Origin of the sequence: Klebsiella sp. CN_Kp066 (genome assembly GCF_040065135.1) — a bacterium.
GTDB lineage: Bacteria > Pseudomonadota > Gammaproteobacteria > Enterobacterales > Enterobacteriaceae > Klebsiella > Klebsiella oxytoca.
Genome location: NZ_JBEAIU010000056.1, coordinates 50152 through 67332, shown reverse-complemented (window position 1 = coordinate 67332; position 17181 = coordinate 50152). Strand labels below are relative to the sequence as shown.

The window sequence follows — 17181 nt, the reverse complement described above, 5'->3', positions numbered from 1 at the left end:
GCGTGAAAATTATTGATTTTAAATCCGGGCTGTACCGCGTGCCGCTTACCGAAAACTGGGGGTCGTCGAACTACGCCTTCTCCAGTCTGGAATTTGTCGTGCTGTGGTTAAAAAGCGATACCGGGCATACGGGTACCGGCTGGACATTCAGCACGGGCATCGGCGGCAGTGCGTTTAAGAACCTGATTGACCATTATCTTGTCGCCAAAGTGATTGGCGAAGATCCGCTTAACGTCGAGCGACTGTGGAGCCGCATGTGGCTGGAGAGCCACGATATTGGCTCAGCGGGCATCACAACGCACGCTATCGCCGCAGTGGATATCGCGCTGTGGGATCTGATTGGCCAGCAGCTAAATCAGCCGCTCTACCGCCTGCTCGGCGGCTACCGGGAATCGCTTCCCGGTTACGGCAGCGGTGTCAACCTGCATCTCTCGATTGATGCCCTGCTCGCACAGATGGAAGGGTTTCTGACCGCGGGCTACCGTACGGTCAAAATGAAAATCGGTAGTGAGAACGTCGAAGACGATCTGGCGCGTCTGCTGGCGGTACGCAAATTTGTGGGACCCGCGATCAACATCGCCGTGGATGCCAACAAGAAGTGGTCTTCCGCCGATGCCGTGCGCCGAATGGCGGTACTCAAAAATGCCGGTGTGTACTGGCTGGAAGAGCCGCTACTCAGCGACGATATCAACGGCCACCGTTTGCTACGCCAGAAATGTCCGGTCCCCATAGCCGTGGGAGAAAGCCTGTACACCAAATACCAGTTCGCCCACTGGATTGGACAAGAAGCTTGCGACTACATCCAACCAGATGTTTATCGCGTGGGCGGGATTACTGAATTCGTGAAGATCGCAAAATTAGCCGAAAGCCACAACGTTCCCGTGATCCCGCATTTTGGTATGGAGCTTATCGCGCATCTGGGCTGCGGCTTGCCCAATATCCAGCTGTTTGAGGGGCTAAAAGGCGCGAGCCTGAGCGAAATGGGCATTATCACGACGCCTTGCCCGGTAATGAACGGCACAATTCGCCCTGGTGAAAAGCCAGGACACGGCATTGAGTTCGACAGCCGGACGCTGGCGCGCTATGCCGTAAACGATACGCAGCTTCGGCAGCAAAATATTACTACCCGCACGGATGTCTGAACCAATGAGCCTGATTAAACAGCTGTTTACCCTGCCGGTACTGGAGACGTTAAGTCCCGGTATTACCCGGCGAAAAATGGATGAACTGGAGGTTGTGGTCATTCAGACGCCCTTCTGCAAGGCCGCAATTGCGCTTCAGGGCGCGCATTTATTGACCTGGAAACCATCCCGACAGGCATACCCCGTACTGTGGTTGAGTGACTGCACACCGTTTAAAATCGGCGTGCCCATTCGCGGCGGCGTGCCGGTATGCTGGCCGTGGTTTACCGATCTCGGCGGCGAACCGTTTCACGGCTTTGCCCGCATTTTACCGTGGCGACTGACGGCGCTTGATAACAACAAAACGTCGTTCGCGCTGACGTTGACGCTCAATGACACTCCACAAACACGACAGCTCTGGGATCACGCTTTTCAACTGGAGATGACGCTGACCTTCACCGCAGAGGTTTGCGAATTGCTGCTCACTGCCCACGGGAGTTTCAGCGCCACCGCAGCCCTACATAGCTACCTCTCAACGCCGGATATACGAGCGACGCAGATTTATGGCGTGGGCATGCAAGGCTACGACACGGTCGCCGGGGAACCCGTGCAGAATCTGCCGTCCCCCCTGTCGCTCAGCGGGGAATTTGGCACGATCTTCCCTCAGGCAAAAAAACAAACTGCACTTGTCACGCCCGCCAGAACCTTGACGCTTACCCATGTTAATAACAGCAACGTAGTGGTATGGAATCCCTGGCAGCAGCGGGCAGAACAGATAAGCGACATGTCGGACGATGGCTGGCAGAACTTTGTTTGTCTTGAAACGGCGGCTATCGACAGCCCCCTTGTCAGCACGCCTCAACATCCGGCGTCAATAGGCGTGCAGTTCGCGCTATCACATCATTAAGGACACTTTATGCGTATTACGAACATAGAAAGCTTTCTGGTCCGTTTGCCTTATACGCCAGCACTGACGCGCACTACCAACAAAGAGGGGCGCTTTAACGCCGCGCGGGCGCTGCATCCTACGCTGGATTCGCTGTTAGTGAAAGTCGAAACCGATACGGGCCTGACGGGCTGGGGAGAGGCGTTTGGCCACGCCTGTAACCCGGCCAGCATGGCATTGCTCAGCGGTCTCCTCGCCCCCTTCTTTACGGGGGAGGAATGCGCTGACCCGGCGGCGTTAATGCAGAGAGCGCATTACGCTTTTCACAGCTACGGTCGCGGCGGGGTGATGATGTATGCGCTTTCCGCGCTGGATATCGCCTTGTGGGATCTGCGCGCTAAAGCAGAGAACCTGCCGCTGTGGCAATTGCTCGGCGGTACCCGTGCGCAGGTGGAACTCTATCCCAGCCTGACCAGCTTCGATGGTGATGTCGCTAAATTAATGGATTGTATTAACCCTTTAATTCATAAGGGATACAGACATATAAAACTGCACGAACGAGATCCCCTGGCAATTGCTGAAGTCGCCAGGGCGCTGCCGGATAATATCACCCTGATGGTTGATACCAACTGCGCGTGGGATGTCCCGCAGGCGGAGCACATCCTGCCGCAGCTGCAGGCGGCTGGCGTCGCGTTTGTGGAAGAGCCCACCTTTCCGCCGGAAAATTTAAGCCAGCTCCGCTATCTGCGCCAGACAACGGGTGCGCACATTGCTGCGGGCGAAAATTTCAATAACAGTGAGGAGTTCGCGCTCAGTATGGCCTTAGACGCGGTTGATGTATTGCAACCGAGCGTAGCCAAAATTGGCGGTATTTCCGCCGTACTGGAGATTATCAAACGCGCGCGCGAGCATGAAAACGTCAGCCTGCTGCCGCACTGTTTTTACTACGGCCCTGGCCTGCTCGCCAGCGCTCACCTGCTCAGCGTGATGCCAGAGCCCGTTCCGCTGGAAGTGCCGTGGCTGATGTTCGAACAAACGCTGCATCCGTTTATGCGCTTCCAGCCGGTGATGAATCTGCCGAACGCGCCGGGTCTCGGTTTTAATCCGGATTTCGATGTGCTGGAACGGCATCTGGTTGCACAGGGATAATCAATGGATATCGTTATTTCAGACCGCCTGCTGGTAAAAACACCTGTACTTTGGTTCCGGGCAGATGATGACGCAGCCAGTGACAGGCCGCTTATCATTCTGTTTCATCGCTTCATGGCATCCAGAGAACTGGATGCCAATCTGGGATATATGCTGGCGCAGGCGGGCTACAGCGTGGTGTGTCCGCAGGCGATGATGCATAGCGCCAGGGATGATACTACACTTCGCGACGCCTCTTTCTGGTCAATTTTACAGCACTCGTTAGAGACATTTCCCGCGCTGCTGGCCGCTTGCCAGCAGGAAAAGCTCGGTGATGTTTCACGACTGGGCGTAATGGGCACTTCGATGGGCGGTTTCGCTGTACTGGGGACGATGGCGCAGTATCCGGAAATTCAGGCCGGAGCAGCCTATATGGCAAGTGGTTATTTTACCGAGGCAATAAGCGAGATCCATCCCCCAACGGCCAGCGCATTGGCAGCCTGCCTGCATGGGATTGCACCTTATGACATTGCCGGGAAAGAAGAACGCCTGGCGCAGCGTCCGCTGTTTGTCTGGCACGGTCAGCAGGACACCGTTGTTGATGTTAAATATGCTGAACGCCTCAGAGAGGCCATCGGCAGTGGCGACCTCACCTGTCTTATCGATCCGCTGTCGGGGCATAAAATCAACCAGCAATCGGTTGAGGCGGGCATCGATTTTTTCCACCGGGTTCTGCCGGTTTAGCAACATTAGCTCAGTACAGTCATACCGGGAATCCCCGGGTCGCGGCGTAAAAGCCTTATCCGGGCTCCCCATCTACAGATAGCTGTGGCCCTGTTAAACGCAGCGCGAGCCAGGGAAAAAACCACGCCCGCAGACGAGTGGGAACCTGTAGCCCGGCTAAGCGCAGCGCGAGCCGGGAAAAATCACATATGACGGCCAGCTCAGTCAATCTCTTTATCTACATGCTGCACAATCAGATCCGCCACCCGCTGCGAGTTTTTCGCCGCCAGCGCATCCAGAATGCCTAAGTGTTCTTCATGCAGCACCTGAGTCTGCTCTGGAGTAAAACCATACTGTTTCCACGCCAGTACCCAAAGATGATGGATCTGTTCCTGCATGTTGATCAAAATAGGGTTACCGCCGAGCTGCGCCACTTTTTTCTCGAAGCTCAGATCCAGCGCGCTATCATCGTCATCACAATCCTGACGCGAAAACTTTTCCCGGTTAAACTCGATAAGCTCCCGCAGTTGATTAATCCCCGTTTTATTAGCGCGCCAGGCGTAGTCTTCAAAGATGGCTCGTTCAATAGAGGTCCGCGCCACGATAAGATTGCGCAGAAACTCTTTCGTTACCCCGCCTTCAATCAGCTTCGACAGGCTATGAGTATCGCTAAGCGACACCGCCGGTGGCTCGGTTAAGAAGGTTCCGCTCCCCACACGAGTCTCAATACGCCCGGAGGATTCAAGCACCTTCAGCGCCTGGCGCACCGACGTGCGACTGACGTTGAGCATCTCGGCAAGCTCGCGCTCCGAGGGCAGCCGCTCGCCGGGTTTGATCTGCTTACTGTCGAGCAGATTTGTAATGTGTTGAATGATCGTCTGAAAAACATCCGTGCGCTTAATAGGGATCATCGTAAATTTATTCTTGTCCGGCATACCGTTACCTCTTCCCAACGACGTTTCGCGCTTACAAGCGGTTATTTTCCCTGCGCGGCGTCGCCATCAATCACTGCAATCATAAATTGGATGGACCACTGTACCACTATTGACTGCCAGGTGCGCTATTTTTCCATCTTCATGGGCAAAAACGTCTAAAAATCCTCCGTTATGTGATCTTAATTACATTTCCCTTAAAAATTGGTTGGACAACCAACCCAAACAGAGGATATTTCGGATCGTAAAACCACAACCCGATAAAGGAATTCAAGATGTACAGAAGCAATTTCAAGCCGGGATCCACCCGCTGGGCAGTACGTCGTGCGCAATGGCGCAGCATGGGGATCCGCGAAGAAGACATGTATAAACCGAAGATCGCGATCATTAATACCTCTAACAAACTCTCCTGCTGCTATGTCCATCTGGATGAACTGTGCCGGATCGTCGAGCAGGCAATCCGCGATGCAGGCGGACTACCGTTTGAAGTGCGCACCGTCGCCCCCAGCGACTTCGTCACCAGCGCCGGGAAAAAAGCGCGTTATCTGATGCCGACCCGCGACCTGATGGTCAATGAAGTGGAATGCATGATGGAAGGCGCGGTGCTGGACGGGATGATCTGCCTCTCCTCCTGCGATAAAACCACGCCAGCGCATCTGATGTCGGCGGCGCGGCTGAATGTCCCTTCCCTGCTGCTGACCTGCGGTTATCAGGTGGGCGGCAAGTGTTCAAATGAAAAATTCGACGATCAGTTCTTCGATATTGATGACGTTTACGAGCAGGTTGGCGCGCTGGCAACAGGTGCCATCAGCGAAAAAGAACTGACCGACATGACCGATGTCGCAATCCAGTCGCCGGGCGTCTGCGCCGGTTTGGGTACCGCTAACTCCATGCATATCGTCGCCGAAGCATTAGGCATGACGCTGCCGGGCAACTCACCGATCTGGGCCAACGGTCGTAAGGTAAAAGAGTACGCCCAGGCCGCCGGGAAGCGGATCGTCGAACTCACTCAGCAACAGGTTTTGCCGCGCGACATCCTTACCGAAAAAGCGATTCAGAACGCAGTGATGACCGTGCTGGCGGTCGGCGGTTCAGTCAATACTGTTCGCCACCTTTCTGCGGTTGCCACCGAGGCGGAACTCCCCATCGATGTGGTCAGCCTGTATGAAAAATACGGAAAAGACATCAAGTTGCTGACCTCTGTTCGCCCTAACGGTCCCTTCCGCACTGAAGATCTGGAAGCGGCGGGCGGCACTACGGCGGTGATGAATCAGCTGCGCGACTTCCTCAATCTGGATGCACTAACGGTCACGCAAAAAACCGTCGGTGAAAACATTAAAGACGCGGTAGTAAAAAATCACGAGGTGATCCGCACGCTGGATAACCCGGTCAGCCAGCGCCCTGGCGTCGCCATCCTGCGCGGCAACCTCGCTCCGGACGGCGCGATTGTTAAGCTCTCCGCCGTACCGGGAGAGCTGGAACAATTTACCGGTCCAGCCAATATCTACGAAGGTGAAGACGAAGCCATTGAAGCGTTGAGCGAAGGGAAAATACAGAAAGGCGACGTGATTGTTCTGCGCAATATGGGTCCAGCTGGCGGCCCCGGTACGGTGTTTGCCTGTAGCTTTGTAGCAGCCCTCAACGGCGCGGGAATCGCGGCGCACGTAGCGGTGATCACCGATGGTGAACTCTCGGGCCTGAATCGCGGAATTATCGTTGGCCAACTAATGCCTGAAGCCGCCGCAGGCGGGCCCCTGGCGGTGATAGAACAAGGCGAAACCGTACATATCAACTTCACCGACCTCAGCATCAATATGGATGTTCCGCAGGAAGTGATTGATGCCCGTCTGGCGCAATGGCAGCCCAAACCTCTGCCGCTGGGCGGCGGAAGCGGCACCTATCTGTCGCAATATGCCCAACTGGTCCAGCCGATTGCGCAGGGCGCAGTGCTGGGGAAACGACGCATCCACGCGAAAAATATCGACTAATCATTAAATTATGAGGGTGACTGTCTCACCCTCATGACAGAGGAGGCACGTCATGCAAACCTGGCACGAAGTCGCCAACAAGATCCCCGTCACCTACGACGTTGATGTTCTGGTAGTGGGTGGTGGTCCAACCGGTGTTGCGGCAGCCACCGCCGCTGCGCGAGCTGGGGAAAATACCCTGCTGATTGAACGCTACGGTTTTTGCGGTGGTATGGCGACAGCGGGTATGTCGGGCGCGATTTGCGGCCTGTTTACCTCCGGCAAAGGCCCCCATAAGCAGCTGGTGCACGGTTTTGCCGGTGAATTTTACCAGCATCTGAAACACCGGGGTGCCGTCAGCGAACCGTTCCCGTTTGGCGAAACGCGGCTGGTCGTCCATGAGCCGCACACCTGGAAAGAGGTGGCCGACGATTTACTCTCCGACAGCGGCGCACGGGTGCTATTCCACACCCTTGCCACTGACGTAGTAATGGATGGCAATCAGCTGCTCGGTGTGATTATTGAGAACAAAAGCGGACGCCAGTTAATAACCGCCCGCCGCTTTATCGATGCCTCCGGCGATGGCGATCTCTGCGTCAAAGCGGGCGTCCCGTACACCTGCGGGCGCAACGGTATGGTCCAGTATCCGACCATGGTGTTTCGTATGAGCAATGTCGATATCGAACGCGGCATTGGCCACCCGGTCGCCCAACTGGAGGCCTGGGTTGAAGCTGCGCAGGCACAGGGATATCACCTGCCGCGCAAGCATATCTATCTGCTGCCCTCACCTCGCCCCGACGAAGTGATGTGCAACGTCACCAGCATTTTGCGCGACGATGGCAGACCGATTGACGCCACCTGCGCAGAGGATCTGACGTTTGCCGAACTGAAGGGACGCAAACAGGTACGCGAATACGAGCGTTTCCTACGCGCCTGGGTTCCTGGATTCGAGCAGGCGCGCCTGAACGATGTCGCGGCGCAAATTGGCATCCGCCAGAGTCGGACCATTGCAGGTCGCTACCGCCTGACCAACGACGATGTTTTCCAGGCGCGCAAAAGCGAACGCAAAGTTGCCAGCAGCGCCTGGTGCATCGAAGCACACGGCCAGGACGGCATCTTTATGTTCTACCTCGACAATGATTGGTACGACATTCCGTACGACACATTGGTGCCAGAAGACGTTCCCAACCTAATTACAGCAGGCCGTACGCTGAGCGCCGAGCATGAGGCGTTGGCCTCGGCCCGCGTCACCGCGCAATGCTTTTTGACGGGCTTCGCAGCCGGAACGGCCGCCTGGTTAAGCCATCGCGAAGGGTGCGCATTCGCAGATATCGATGTTGCGGAGCTGCGCAGCATTATTGAATACCAAACTTATTAAGGGTGATACAGATGAAACCAGTTTTAGGCTTTATTGGTCTGGGCATTATGGGCAAACCGATGGTACGCAATCTGCTGAAAGCAGGCTACAGCGTCCATATTTACAGCATCGTGGCGCAGGATGTGGAAGAGATTGCCCGTGATGGCGCTATCGGTCAGGCATCCGCTCGTGCGGTCGCCGAAGCGGCAGATATCACCATCACCATGGTACCGAATACGCCGCAGGTGGAAGATGTCCTGTTCGGTGAAAATGGCCTGGCACCAGCGCTGCGTGAAGGTAAAGTCGTTATCGATATGAGCACCATCTCTTCGCTGGCGACAAAGCAATTTGCTGACACCATCAAGTCGCTGGGAGCACGAATGCTTGATGCCCCGGTAAGCGGCGGTGATAAAGGCGCGAAAGGCGGTACGCTGTCAATTATGGTGGGCGGCGAAACCGAAGTCTTTGAACGCTGTAAACCGGTACTCGAAGTGCTTGGCTGCCGCGTCACTCATGTCGGCGACAACGGCGCAGGCCAGGTGGTGAAATCCTGTAACCAGGTTCTGGCCGCCGCCACTATGGCTGCGCTGGGGGAATCGCTGGTGATGGGGGCAAAGGCTGGCGTCGATCCGGCCAAAATCGTCGAGGTGCTCTCCGCCGGATACGCCCGCTGTGGCGCGCTGGATATTCGCGGTAGCCTGCTGCTGGAGCGTAACTTCGAGCCCGGATTTATGACTCGTCTGCAGTACAAAGATCTCAATCTGGCAATGGAGCTCAGCCAGGGTATTGACTCCCCCATGCCAATCGCCAGCCTGGTGCGCGAATTATATAAAACCTGCATAGCGCAGGGCGTTGGCAACGAAGATCACTCCAACATCATAAAAGTGTTTGAGCAGCTCTCCGGCATCCAGGTCAAAGCAAGGAGCTAACATGCGTTTTCCCGATTTGAAACAACGGCTCCGCGACGGGCCGTTACACGGCTGCTTTGTTACCTTCCCTTCAGCAGCAATAACTGAATTTACCGCTGCCATCGGATTTGATTTTGTGCTTATCGATAACGAGCACGGCAATATGAACCCGGAAACGGTGGAAGATATGGTGCGCGCCTCTCATTGTCAGCAGGTGCCGTGCCTGGTGCGCGTTCCATACAACCGGGCTGAATATATGCGCAAAGCGCTGGATTTCGGCGCCGATGGCGTACAGGTACCGCTGGTCAATACTGTAGAAGATGCCCGCGCCGCCGCCCTGCCCACGCTGTTTCCCCCGCAGGGCGAACGCGGAGTTGCCTTCCTGCCGCGCGCAGCCAGCTACGGAATGTGCGCTGATAAAGCGCGTTATCTGGCTGAAGCCAACGCCTCGCGGATACTATCGGTACATATTGAAACAATAGAAGCGGTAGAAAACCTGGATGAGATCCTCGCCACCGGGCTGGCCGACGTCTACTTCATCGGGCCGGGGGATTTGGCCGTTTCGATGGGTTATGGACACGATCTCAACCATCCCGATGTGCTGGCAACCATAGAGCGCTGTATTCGCAAAATCGCCGCCAGCGGCAATATTGCCGGAACCTACGTGGGAACTCCGGAGCGCGCGGCTGAGGCGATAAGCTGGGGCGCTCATTATCTGGTGACTGCGCTCACCCCACATCTGGTGAGCGGCGCAAGACACTACTTACAAATAAAAAACCAATAACCACTCTCTACCCTACAAACTTTTCCGGCGTTAGCTGCCGGAACGGGAGAATGCACAATGAGCATTGCAGGCAAGAAAACGCACGCCCGATATTACATCTTATTTATGATAACCCTTGTCTTAACGCTGGCAACCGGGGATCGCGCCACGCTCTCCGTTGCCGGGCCGGAGATGCAAAAAGAGCTCGGTATTACCGCCGTTGAAATTGGTTATCTCTTCTCCGCGTTCAGTTGGGCGTACGTCATCAGTATGACGCCTGCGGGCTGGGTGGCCGATAAAGTTGGCTCCAAACGGGCCATGTTTCTCGGGATCCTGCTGTGGTCAGTGATGACAGTATTTATGGGACTAGTCAGCTACATCACTTTTGTTGTCCCGGCCCTGCTAATCCTGCGCTTCTTGCTCGGCGTATGCGAATCGCCAGTTGGCCCCTCAGCCGGTCGTATCATCGCGGCCTGGTTTCCCTCGCAAGAACGCGGCGTTGCCGGCGCCATCTTTAACAGCGCGCAGTACGCTTCACTGGCGATATTCACTCCGCTGATGGCCTGGCTATGCCACGCCTTCGGCTGGGATCACGTATTTATCGTCATGGGCGTCATCGGCATCATCATCGCTTTCTGCTGGTCTAAATTCTTTTACGTCCCGACCAGGCATCCAGGAATCAATAACGAAGAGATGGAGTACCTGAAGGAAGGCGGCGCACTGGTTGAACTGGACACCGTTGCAAGCGTAAAAGGCGAACGCAAGCGCGCAGGCTGGCAGGAGATCGGCCAGCTGTTCAAAAGCCGGATGCTGATCGGAATTTTCATCGGCCAGTACTGCATCTCCGCGATTACCTGGTTCTTTATGACCTGGTTCCCGATTTATCTGGTGAAAGAGCGCGGGATGTCAATTCTTCAGGCCGGTTTTATGGCCTCTGTCCCGGCAATTTGCGGGCTGGTGGGCGGCATTATGAGCGGTTTTTTCTCCGACTGGCTGCTGCGTAAAACCAACAATCTGAGCCTGGCACGTAAGGTCCCGATCACCATCGGTCTGACCATGAGCGCCAGTATGATCCTTTGCAACTACGTAGGTTCAGAAGCGCTGGTGATGTTCCTGATGAGCGCCGCGTTCTTCGGCAAAGGCTTTGGCTCCCTGGGCTGGGCGGTGGTCGCGGATACCGCGCCGAAAGAGATCATCGGTACCACCGGCGGCCTGTTCAACTCGCTGGGTAACATCGCGGGCATCGTCACGCCGGTGGTGATCGGCTACATCCTGCAAGAAACAGGCTCTTTCGCCAACGCGCTGGTCTTCGTTGGGACCCACGGCATTATCGCCGTCTGCAGCTACTGGTTCATCGTCGGTAAGATTGAGCGCCTGAAAATTGCTCCACGTGATGACGCTGCCTCCATGCAAAAACGTGAAGCCTGAAACCTAAATTCTTTCCGCCGGCAAGCGGGCAGAAACTAAAGAAATAAATAAGGAAGCAATGTTATGACAAAATCTCCGGTTATCCGTCTTGATGAAAAAGACAACGTCGTGGTCGCCCGGGTCGCCATCGCCTCCGGTACCCCGATCGCTGGCGAGAATATAACCACGCTGCAGGATGTTCCGCTGGGGCACAAGGTAGCAACAAGACTTATTAAAAAAGACGAACCGATCCTCAAGTACAACACAGTCATCGGCTTCGCGCCTGAGGACCTCCCGCCAGGCACATGGCTACATAGCCACAACATCGTGTTTGAAGATTTTCAGCGTGACTACGCCTTTAGTCGCGACTATCGCCCGGTACAAACCGTTCCGCCAGATCAGCGACGGACCTTCAACGGCTACGTGCGTGAAGATGGTCGAGTCGGGACGCGTAATATTCTCGGCGTGTTCGTGGTTGGAAACTGCGGCGCGACGGTGGCGCGTAAAATAGCCGCTCACTTTACTGAAGAACGCCTGCAAGCATGGCCAAACGTTGACAACGTCGTGCCCTATGTTCATGAACTGGGCTGCGGCATGGAGATGAGCGGGGAACCCATGGATCTACTGCGCCGCACATTAGCAGGTTATATCAACAACCCTAATACCGCTGGCGCGCTGGTTGTGGCGCTGGGCTGCGAGCGCAACAACATCCACGGTTTCTTTGAACAAATGGGTCTTGAAGAGTCTCCCATGCTGCGCAAACTGGTGATTCAGGATACCGGAGGAACGCGGAAAACCATTGATGAAGGTATCGCTATTATCGAATCCATGCTGCCGCAAGCTAATACAATCAAACGCCAGCCGGTCTCCGTTGAGCATCTGACCATCGGGCTACAGTGCGGTGGCTCCGACGGTTTCTCCGGGCTTTCCGCCAACCCGGCGCTGGGCGTTGCGATGGATCTACTGGTCGAACAAGGCGGAACCGCGATTCTCTCGGAAACCACTGAAATTTTCGGAGTTGAGCACACTCTCACCGCGCGCGCCGTCACCCCCGAAGTGGGACAAAAACTCGTCGACTGCATCAACTGGTGGCTGGAATATAATAAAGGACGCGATTGCCAGATCAACGGCCGGGTTAGCCCTGGCAATAACGCAGGCGGACTGGCAAACGTGCTAGAGAAATCACTGGGCGGGGCTAAAAAAGGCGGTAACTCTCCGCTAATGGAGGTGTACCGCTATGCGTATCCGGTAACGCAAAAAGGATTGGTCTTTATGGACACCCCCGGATATGACCCTGTTTCAGCTACTGGCCAGGTTGCTGGCGGGGCCAACATGATTGCCTTCACCACCGGGCGCGGCTCCTGCTTTGGCTCAATGCCCGCACCGACAGTGAAGCTTGCCAGCAACACTCCGATGTATCAGCGTATGACGGAAGATATGGATCTCAACTGTGGCGCGGTCATCGATGGCGACGCCACGCTGCGTCAGATGGGGGAGACGATCTTCGAAAAAATCATCGCCATTGCCTCCGGTGAGCAAAGTAAGAGTGAAGCGCTGGGATTAGGGGAAAACGAGTTTGTTCCCTGGCCGATTGGGGTACTGGCGTAAGAGTTTAACACTGATATACGGCATGGTTGAACCATGCCGTTCTGCTATCAATGGCTTTCGCTGAACTCAGCCGATTCACGCATGGCTACCGCTTTTTCGATTCGCGGTGCCAGCAGCTTCGCTACCGCAGCAAATACCGGCACCACGACCGAGTTGCCGAACTGGCGATAGGCCTGAGTGTCCGAGACCGGGATACGAAAACGATACCCCTGCGGCGTCTCAAAACCCATCAGACGCGCGCACTCCCGCGGTGTCAGCCTGCGCGGACGACGCAACTGATTCTCCGGGTCATCAAAATATTTTTCGCCTAACGGCCGATCCCAGCCGCGATCGATGAGGATTTCCGCGCCATCTTTGTAATAGCGGGCAGAGAGCGTACGCGCCACGCTGTGCGGATTCGTTGGATCAACCAGCCCGTAGCCAAAACCGTTCCCTCGCTCCTGATGCTTACGCGCATAGCGATAGAGATACTTCCACAGCACCCTGGTGAGGATAAACTTGTCGTCAACCGTGGGTTCCAGCAGCTCGCCAAAAGTAGGTCTGCTGGCAGGATAGAGGTGGGCAATATCGCGCAGGGTAAACCCCTCATGGAGCTGGAGGTCACGCCGGAAACCCACCAGCACAATCCGTTCCCGATGCTGAGGTAAAAAATGGCGTCCATCAATCACCTTAGGATCGTCCGCTCCGGTATGCGCCGCATCGGCAACCTCGTAACCCAGCTCATCCAGCGTCTGCATAATGATACGAAAGGTCCGCCCCTTGTCGTGGCTCTTCAGGTTTTTGACGTTCTCCAGCACAAAAATTGGCGGCTGGCGGGCGGTGATGATCCTTACCACGTCAAAGAACAGCGTTCCCTGGGTTTCACAGGCAAAACCATGAGCGCGTCCAAGGGCATTTTTCTTTGAGACGCCGGCCAGTGAAAAAGGCTGGCAGGGGAAGCCGGCCAGCAGTACGTCATGCTGCGGGATTGCCTGGCGTATATGCTGCGCGGCGTCTTCATCGCTCACCTGAGGGAGATGGCTCAGCGTGACGTCGCGGATATCTTCATTAAAGCGATGCTGCTCAGGATCGCAGTACCAGTTGGCTTTATAGGTGCGCACCGCATGTTTATTCCATTCGCTGGTAAACACGCATTGCCCGCCAATCGCCTCAAAACCGTGACGAATACCACCGATGCCGGCGAACAGGTCGACGAAGCGGAATCCATAGTGGGGATGATGCGCTGGAGGCTGCGGCAGGAGCGAACGAAGATGTGCCTGCTCCTGCGCGCTTATGCGCCCTGCCGCGCGCGATACCGTCGCAACGCGCTTGAGGATAGCCGGGCTCCAGTGCTGCTCACCGACGGCTACCAGTTGTGCCACCAGCGTTTTAACGTCATAAATTGCCATTAGCTGGCGCAATAACGTCTGCGCGTCTTCTTCGGTATGCTCAACCTTAAAAGACGGGGGATTTTCCTTGGATAAATTTTGCGCCATAACCTCAACCAGCCCGACTATTTTTGCAGAGGTTACCATAAATAGCGCGGGCAGTTTTATGCTAGTGGATCAAAGCGCTGCAAAACCTTGTCATCAAGGGACATCGGGTCTCCGCGAAGTTCGGCGCTGAGCTTAGCCATATACTGAACCAGAAAGCGCGCATTGTGCAGCGCCATCGCCCTACCCTTTTCTGTCTGCATCGTTTCCGGTAAACGCAGCAGCTTGCACTGGAAGTGATCCAGCGCGTATTTTTTATCATCCAGTTCACGCCGATCGGCAAAGGGATCGTCGGCATCAAACAAGATATTGTTCAGCGCACCGGATACCGCGAATACGCGCGCCAGGCCAATCGCCCCCAAAGCCTCCAGCCGATCGGCATCCTGGACAATTTTCGCTTCTTCACTGCGGGGAGCCATCCCCGCGCTAAAACTATGCGCTTCAATGGCGTGCAGAACCGCCGCATAGCGCTCCGGCGGAAAATCGGGAAAATCTGACTGCAGGATAGTCAGCGTTTGTTCCGCAGCCATCGCCGAAGAGCGGCTACGCTCAGGATGGTTCTTCGCCAGGCTGACAATATCGTGAAAATAGCAGGCGGTGAGGATCACCAGCCGATCAGCATCACTCTCTTCGGCCAGTTGCTGCGCGGTGGCCCATACCCGGCGGAAGTGTGAAATATCGTGAGCGGCATCCCCTTGCGAGTGATGTTCACTTAGCCAGGCTTCAAATCGTTGCTGCCATTGATAAAGATCCATGCGCGCTCCTTTGAGATCAGGTCAGCAACGAGCATAGCAACTTTACTCGTGATGTTCATACATCTGCGGATCAGGACGCGTATACCAGGCAATTGCGCCGAGAATAGCGCCGACAATGCCCAATACCAGAAATCCCAGCAGCGCGCCGATCCATTTCCCTGCCGTTGAACCGAGCTCACCGTCAATCGTCGCGCCGGGTACGCTTTGGATCTGCCCGACAACCCACCAGTAACGCGCCATCGCCCACAGGAAATAGCCGCAAAAAGCGTAAAACGCCCATAGTGCCAGCTTCCCGCCAGGACTTCTTTTCGCTTTCTCTTCCATTAATGTCTTCTCCATATATTCAACAACCAACATCACGGACGCAGTGAAAAATAGTGATATCCATCACATTATATAATCAAAATTCTTGCAAGGTAGCAGATCTTGCTGACCGGGACGCCCGAGTGCGCGAGTTTTGTTCAATACCAGAGAGGCCGCCATATATACTTAATCAATTTGTTGCCGTTTGAAATAATACAAAATAATGATAAAAATACATTCTCGCGGTCATTTTCGCCGGCATCTGCATTGCATTTACAATATTTAATTTTATTAAACCACGCACATGAAAACGCCTTCTCGCTGCACGAAATTGCTCCTTGCGAGTCATCTAAATAATACATTAAATATATAAATACAAAAAAACCAATCATAGCCTTCATGCAACTTATTTGTAACAAGAATAATTCAGCCAAAACGCATAAACTATTGTTATTGATAAGCATAAAAACAAAATATAAGTCATCACAAAATGATAGAATTTAAATATAATGAATATAACAGAAACATTTTGTAATATTAGATATAATTTACTTACATATTTCACTTAAAGAAAAATGAACTTAATCGCTAGTATCAAATAGTCAACCCGGAGGGAGTGACACAATTCATATTAATTATGATTAAAAGGGAATATATAATGAAAAGAAAAGTACTGGCAATTCTGGTTCCAGCTTTATTAGTCGCTGGCGCGGCTAATGCAGCAGAAATCTATAATAAGAACGGCAACAAACTCGATTTCTACGGCAAAATGGTTGGCGAGCACATCATGACCCATGATGGCGACAACAACAACTCCGACGATACCTCCTATGCGCGTTTCGGCATTAAAGGCGAAACCCAGATCAGCAGCGAACTGACCGGTTACGGCCAGTTTGAATACAATATCAAAGCAGACAAACCAGAAGGTCAGCAGGCTGATGATACCCGTCTGGCGTTTGCTGGTCTGAAATTCAGCGACTACGGCTCATTTGACTATGGTCGTAACTACGGCGTGGTTTATGACGCGGCAGGTTACACCGACATGCTGGTTGAATGGGGTGGCGATGGTTTGATCGCAACTGACAATTTCATGACTCAGCGTACCAACGGCGTAGCAACCTACCGCAACACCGATTTCTTCGGCATGGTAGATGGCCTGAACTTTGCTCTGCAGTATCAGGGTAAAAACAACGACACTGACCGCGCTAAAGCCAACGGCGACGGCTTCGGTTTCTCCGTTAACTATAACATCGACGGCTTCGGTTTCGTTGGCGCATACAGCAACTCTGACCGTACTGATGAACAGGCTGCGGACCGCAGAGGCGAAAACGCTGAAGTCTGGAGCCTCGCCACTAAATATGATGCTAATAACGTCTACGCATCTGTCATGTACGGTGAGTCCCATAACATGACTCACATGGAGTATGGTGGCTTTGCTAACAAGACTCAGAATATTGAAGCCGTTGTTCAGTATCAGTTTGACTTCGGCCTGCGTCCGTCCCTGGGCTACGTCTATGCCAAAGGCAAAGACCTGAACGGTAACCGTGATGCCGATATCATGAACTACGTTGAACTGGGTACCTGGTACTACTTCAACAAGAACTTCAACGTTTACACCGCATACAAATTCAACCTGGTGGATGACGAAGATTCTTATATCACTGGCGCATCAACTGACGATCAGTTCGCTGTAGGTATCACCTACCAGTTCTAAGATTGTTTAGTGCATTTATCTCAAGCCCGCCTCGTGCGGGTTTTTTGTTTTTTAACAGCGAACCTCATCTGTAAACCGTTGGCATCGCGACGAGTCAAACACACAATGTTGCGATCTCTAACGATTGCCAGAGCAGT

At 54.2% G+C, this 17181-nt stretch carries 15 protein-coding genes; 11 read left to right on the top strand and 4 right to left on the bottom strand.

Annotated features, from left to right (window positions below):
* Positions 1 to 2 precede the first annotated feature (2 nt).
* Genes ABLV75_RS23910 through ABLV75_RS23895 form a run of 4 tightly spaced genes read left to right on the top strand, consistent with a single transcriptional unit; the run spans position 3 to position 3879 of the window.
* Positions 3 to 1142, top strand: coding sequence for a mandelate racemase/muconate lactonizing enzyme family protein (locus ABLV75_RS23910; RefSeq protein ID WP_004103484.1), 1140 nt, complete (start codon positions 3 to 5; stop codon positions 1140 to 1142).
* Between the two features lie 4 nt (positions 1143 to 1146).
* Entirely contained in the window at positions 1147 to 2028 is an 882-nt protein-coding gene (locus ABLV75_RS23905) for a D-hexose-6-phosphate mutarotase (protein ID WP_004103486.1), read from the top strand.
* Between the two features lie 9 nt (positions 2029 to 2037).
* Positions 2038 to 3156 (top strand): mandelate racemase/muconate lactonizing enzyme family protein, encoded by a 1119-nt coding sequence (locus ABLV75_RS23900; RefSeq protein ID WP_029779349.1) that lies wholly within the window; start codon positions 2038 to 2040, stop codon positions 3154 to 3156.
* Positions 3157 to 3159: 3 nt separating this feature from the next.
* Positions 3160 to 3879 (top strand): dienelactone hydrolase family protein, encoded by a 720-nt coding sequence (locus ABLV75_RS23895; protein ID WP_004103490.1) that lies wholly within the window; start codon positions 3160 to 3162, stop codon positions 3877 to 3879.
* A 200-nt stretch (positions 3880 to 4079) separates the two neighbouring features.
* Here the strand turns inward: ABLV75_RS23895 and ABLV75_RS23890 are convergent, their stop codons facing one another.
* Entirely contained in the window at positions 4080 to 4793 is a 714-nt protein-coding gene (locus ABLV75_RS23890) for a GntR family transcriptional regulator (RefSeq protein ID WP_004103492.1), read from the bottom strand.
* Positions 4794 to 5065: 272 nt separating this feature from the next.
* Here ABLV75_RS23890 and ilvD point away from each other — a divergent pair, with 272 nt between their 5' ends.
* The 6 genes from ilvD (at position 5066) to ABLV75_RS23860 (ending at position 12800) form a co-directional block, all read left to right on the top strand.
* Positions 5066 to 6778 carry a dihydroxy-acid dehydratase gene (ilvD, locus tag ABLV75_RS23885; protein WP_004103495.1) on the top strand — a complete coding sequence of 571 codons (1713 nt, stop codon included), beginning with the start codon at positions 5066 to 5068 and terminating at the stop codon, positions 6776 to 6778.
* 52 nt (positions 6779 to 6830) lie between these two features.
* Complete coding sequence (locus ABLV75_RS23880) at positions 6831 to 8135, top strand: FAD-dependent oxidoreductase (protein ID WP_004103496.1); 1305 nt, start codon at positions 6831 to 6833, stop codon at positions 8133 to 8135.
* An 11-nt stretch (positions 8136 to 8146) separates the two neighbouring features.
* Complete coding sequence (locus ABLV75_RS23875) at positions 8147 to 9043, top strand: NAD(P)-binding domain-containing protein (RefSeq protein WP_004103498.1); 897 nt, start codon at positions 8147 to 8149, stop codon at positions 9041 to 9043.
* A 1-nt stretch (position 9044) separates the two neighbouring features.
* Positions 9045 to 9806: an aldolase/citrate lyase family protein gene (locus ABLV75_RS23870; RefSeq protein ID WP_004103500.1), complete on the top strand. Its 762-nt coding sequence runs from the start codon at positions 9045 to 9047 to the stop codon at positions 9804 to 9806.
* Positions 9807 to 9863: 57 nt separating this feature from the next.
* A complete protein-coding gene (locus ABLV75_RS23865; protein WP_004103504.1) occupies positions 9864 to 11213 on the top strand; it encodes an MFS transporter in 1350 nt (449 codons plus the stop codon).
* A gap of 63 nt (positions 11214 to 11276) precedes the next feature.
* A complete protein-coding gene (locus ABLV75_RS23860; protein WP_004103505.1) occupies positions 11277 to 12800 on the top strand; it encodes an altronate dehydratase family protein in 1524 nt (507 codons plus the stop codon).
* Positions 12801 to 12847: 47 nt separating this feature from the next.
* Here the strand turns inward: ABLV75_RS23860 and ABLV75_RS23855 are convergent, their stop codons facing one another.
* The 3 genes from ABLV75_RS23855 to drpB are packed head-to-tail and all read right to left on the bottom strand — an operon-like array spanning position 12848 to position 15351.
* Positions 12848 to 14275: a DNA cytosine methyltransferase gene (locus ABLV75_RS23855; RefSeq protein ID WP_032704702.1), complete on the bottom strand. Its 1428-nt coding sequence runs from the start codon at positions 14273 to 14275 to the stop codon at positions 12848 to 12850.
* 56 nt (positions 14276 to 14331) lie between these two features.
* Complete coding sequence (locus ABLV75_RS23850) at positions 14332 to 15027, bottom strand: phosphohydrolase (protein WP_004103507.1); 696 nt, start codon at positions 15025 to 15027, stop codon at positions 14332 to 14334.
* Positions 15028 to 15069: 42 nt separating this feature from the next.
* Positions 15070 to 15351 (bottom strand): cell division protein DrpB, encoded by a 282-nt coding sequence (drpB, locus tag ABLV75_RS23845; RefSeq protein WP_004103510.1) that lies wholly within the window; start codon positions 15349 to 15351, stop codon positions 15070 to 15072.
* A gap of 637 nt (positions 15352 to 15988) precedes the next feature.
* Here drpB and ABLV75_RS23840 point away from each other — a divergent pair.
* Positions 15989 to 17044 carry a porin gene (locus tag ABLV75_RS23840; RefSeq protein ID WP_004103512.1) on the top strand — a complete coding sequence of 352 codons (1056 nt, stop codon included), beginning with the start codon at positions 15989 to 15991 and terminating at the stop codon, positions 17042 to 17044.
* Positions 17045 to 17181: the final 137 nt, after the last annotated feature.

Bases quoted from the DNA above. Each gene is read 5' to 3' on its own strand.
- ABLV75_RS23905 (WP_004103486.1), top strand. From the start codon at position 1,147: ATGAGCCTGATTAAACAGCTGTTTACCCTGCCGGTACTGGAGACGTTA.
- ABLV75_RS23900 (WP_029779349.1), top strand. From the start codon at position 2,038: ATGCGTATTACGAACATAGAAAGCTTTCTGGTCCGTTTGCCTTATACG.
- ABLV75_RS23895 (WP_004103490.1), top strand. From the start codon at position 3,160: ATGGATATCGTTATTTCAGACCGCCTGCTGGTAAAAACACCTGTACTT.
- ABLV75_RS23890 (WP_004103492.1), bottom strand. From the start codon at position 4,793: ATGCCGGACAAGAATAAATTTACGATGATCCCTATTAAGCGCACGGAT.
- ilvD (WP_004103495.1), top strand. From the start codon at position 5,066: ATGTACAGAAGCAATTTCAAGCCGGGATCCACCCGCTGGGCAGTACGT.
- ABLV75_RS23880 (WP_004103496.1), top strand. From the start codon at position 6,831: ATGCAAACCTGGCACGAAGTCGCCAACAAGATCCCCGTCACCTACGAC.
- ABLV75_RS23875 (WP_004103498.1), top strand. From the start codon at position 8,147: ATGAAACCAGTTTTAGGCTTTATTGGTCTGGGCATTATGGGCAAACCG.
- ABLV75_RS23870 (WP_004103500.1), top strand. From the start codon at position 9,045: ATGCGTTTTCCCGATTTGAAACAACGGCTCCGCGACGGGCCGTTACAC.
- ABLV75_RS23865 (WP_004103504.1), top strand. From the start codon at position 9,864: ATGAGCATTGCAGGCAAGAAAACGCACGCCCGATATTACATCTTATTT.
- ABLV75_RS23860 (WP_004103505.1), top strand. From the start codon at position 11,277: ATGACAAAATCTCCGGTTATCCGTCTTGATGAAAAAGACAACGTCGTG.
- ABLV75_RS23855 (WP_032704702.1), bottom strand. From the start codon at position 14,275: ATGGCGCAAAATTTATCCAAGGAAAATCCCCCGTCTTTTAAGGTTGAG.
- ABLV75_RS23850 (WP_004103507.1), bottom strand. From the start codon at position 15,027: ATGGATCTTTATCAATGGCAGCAACGATTTGAAGCCTGGCTAAGTGAA.
- drpB (WP_004103510.1), bottom strand. From the start codon at position 15,351: ATGGAAGAGAAAGCGAAAAGAAGTCCTGGCGGGAAGCTGGCACTATGG.
- ABLV75_RS23840 (WP_004103512.1), top strand. From the start codon at position 15,989: ATGAAAAGAAAAGTACTGGCAATTCTGGTTCCAGCTTTATTAGTCGCT.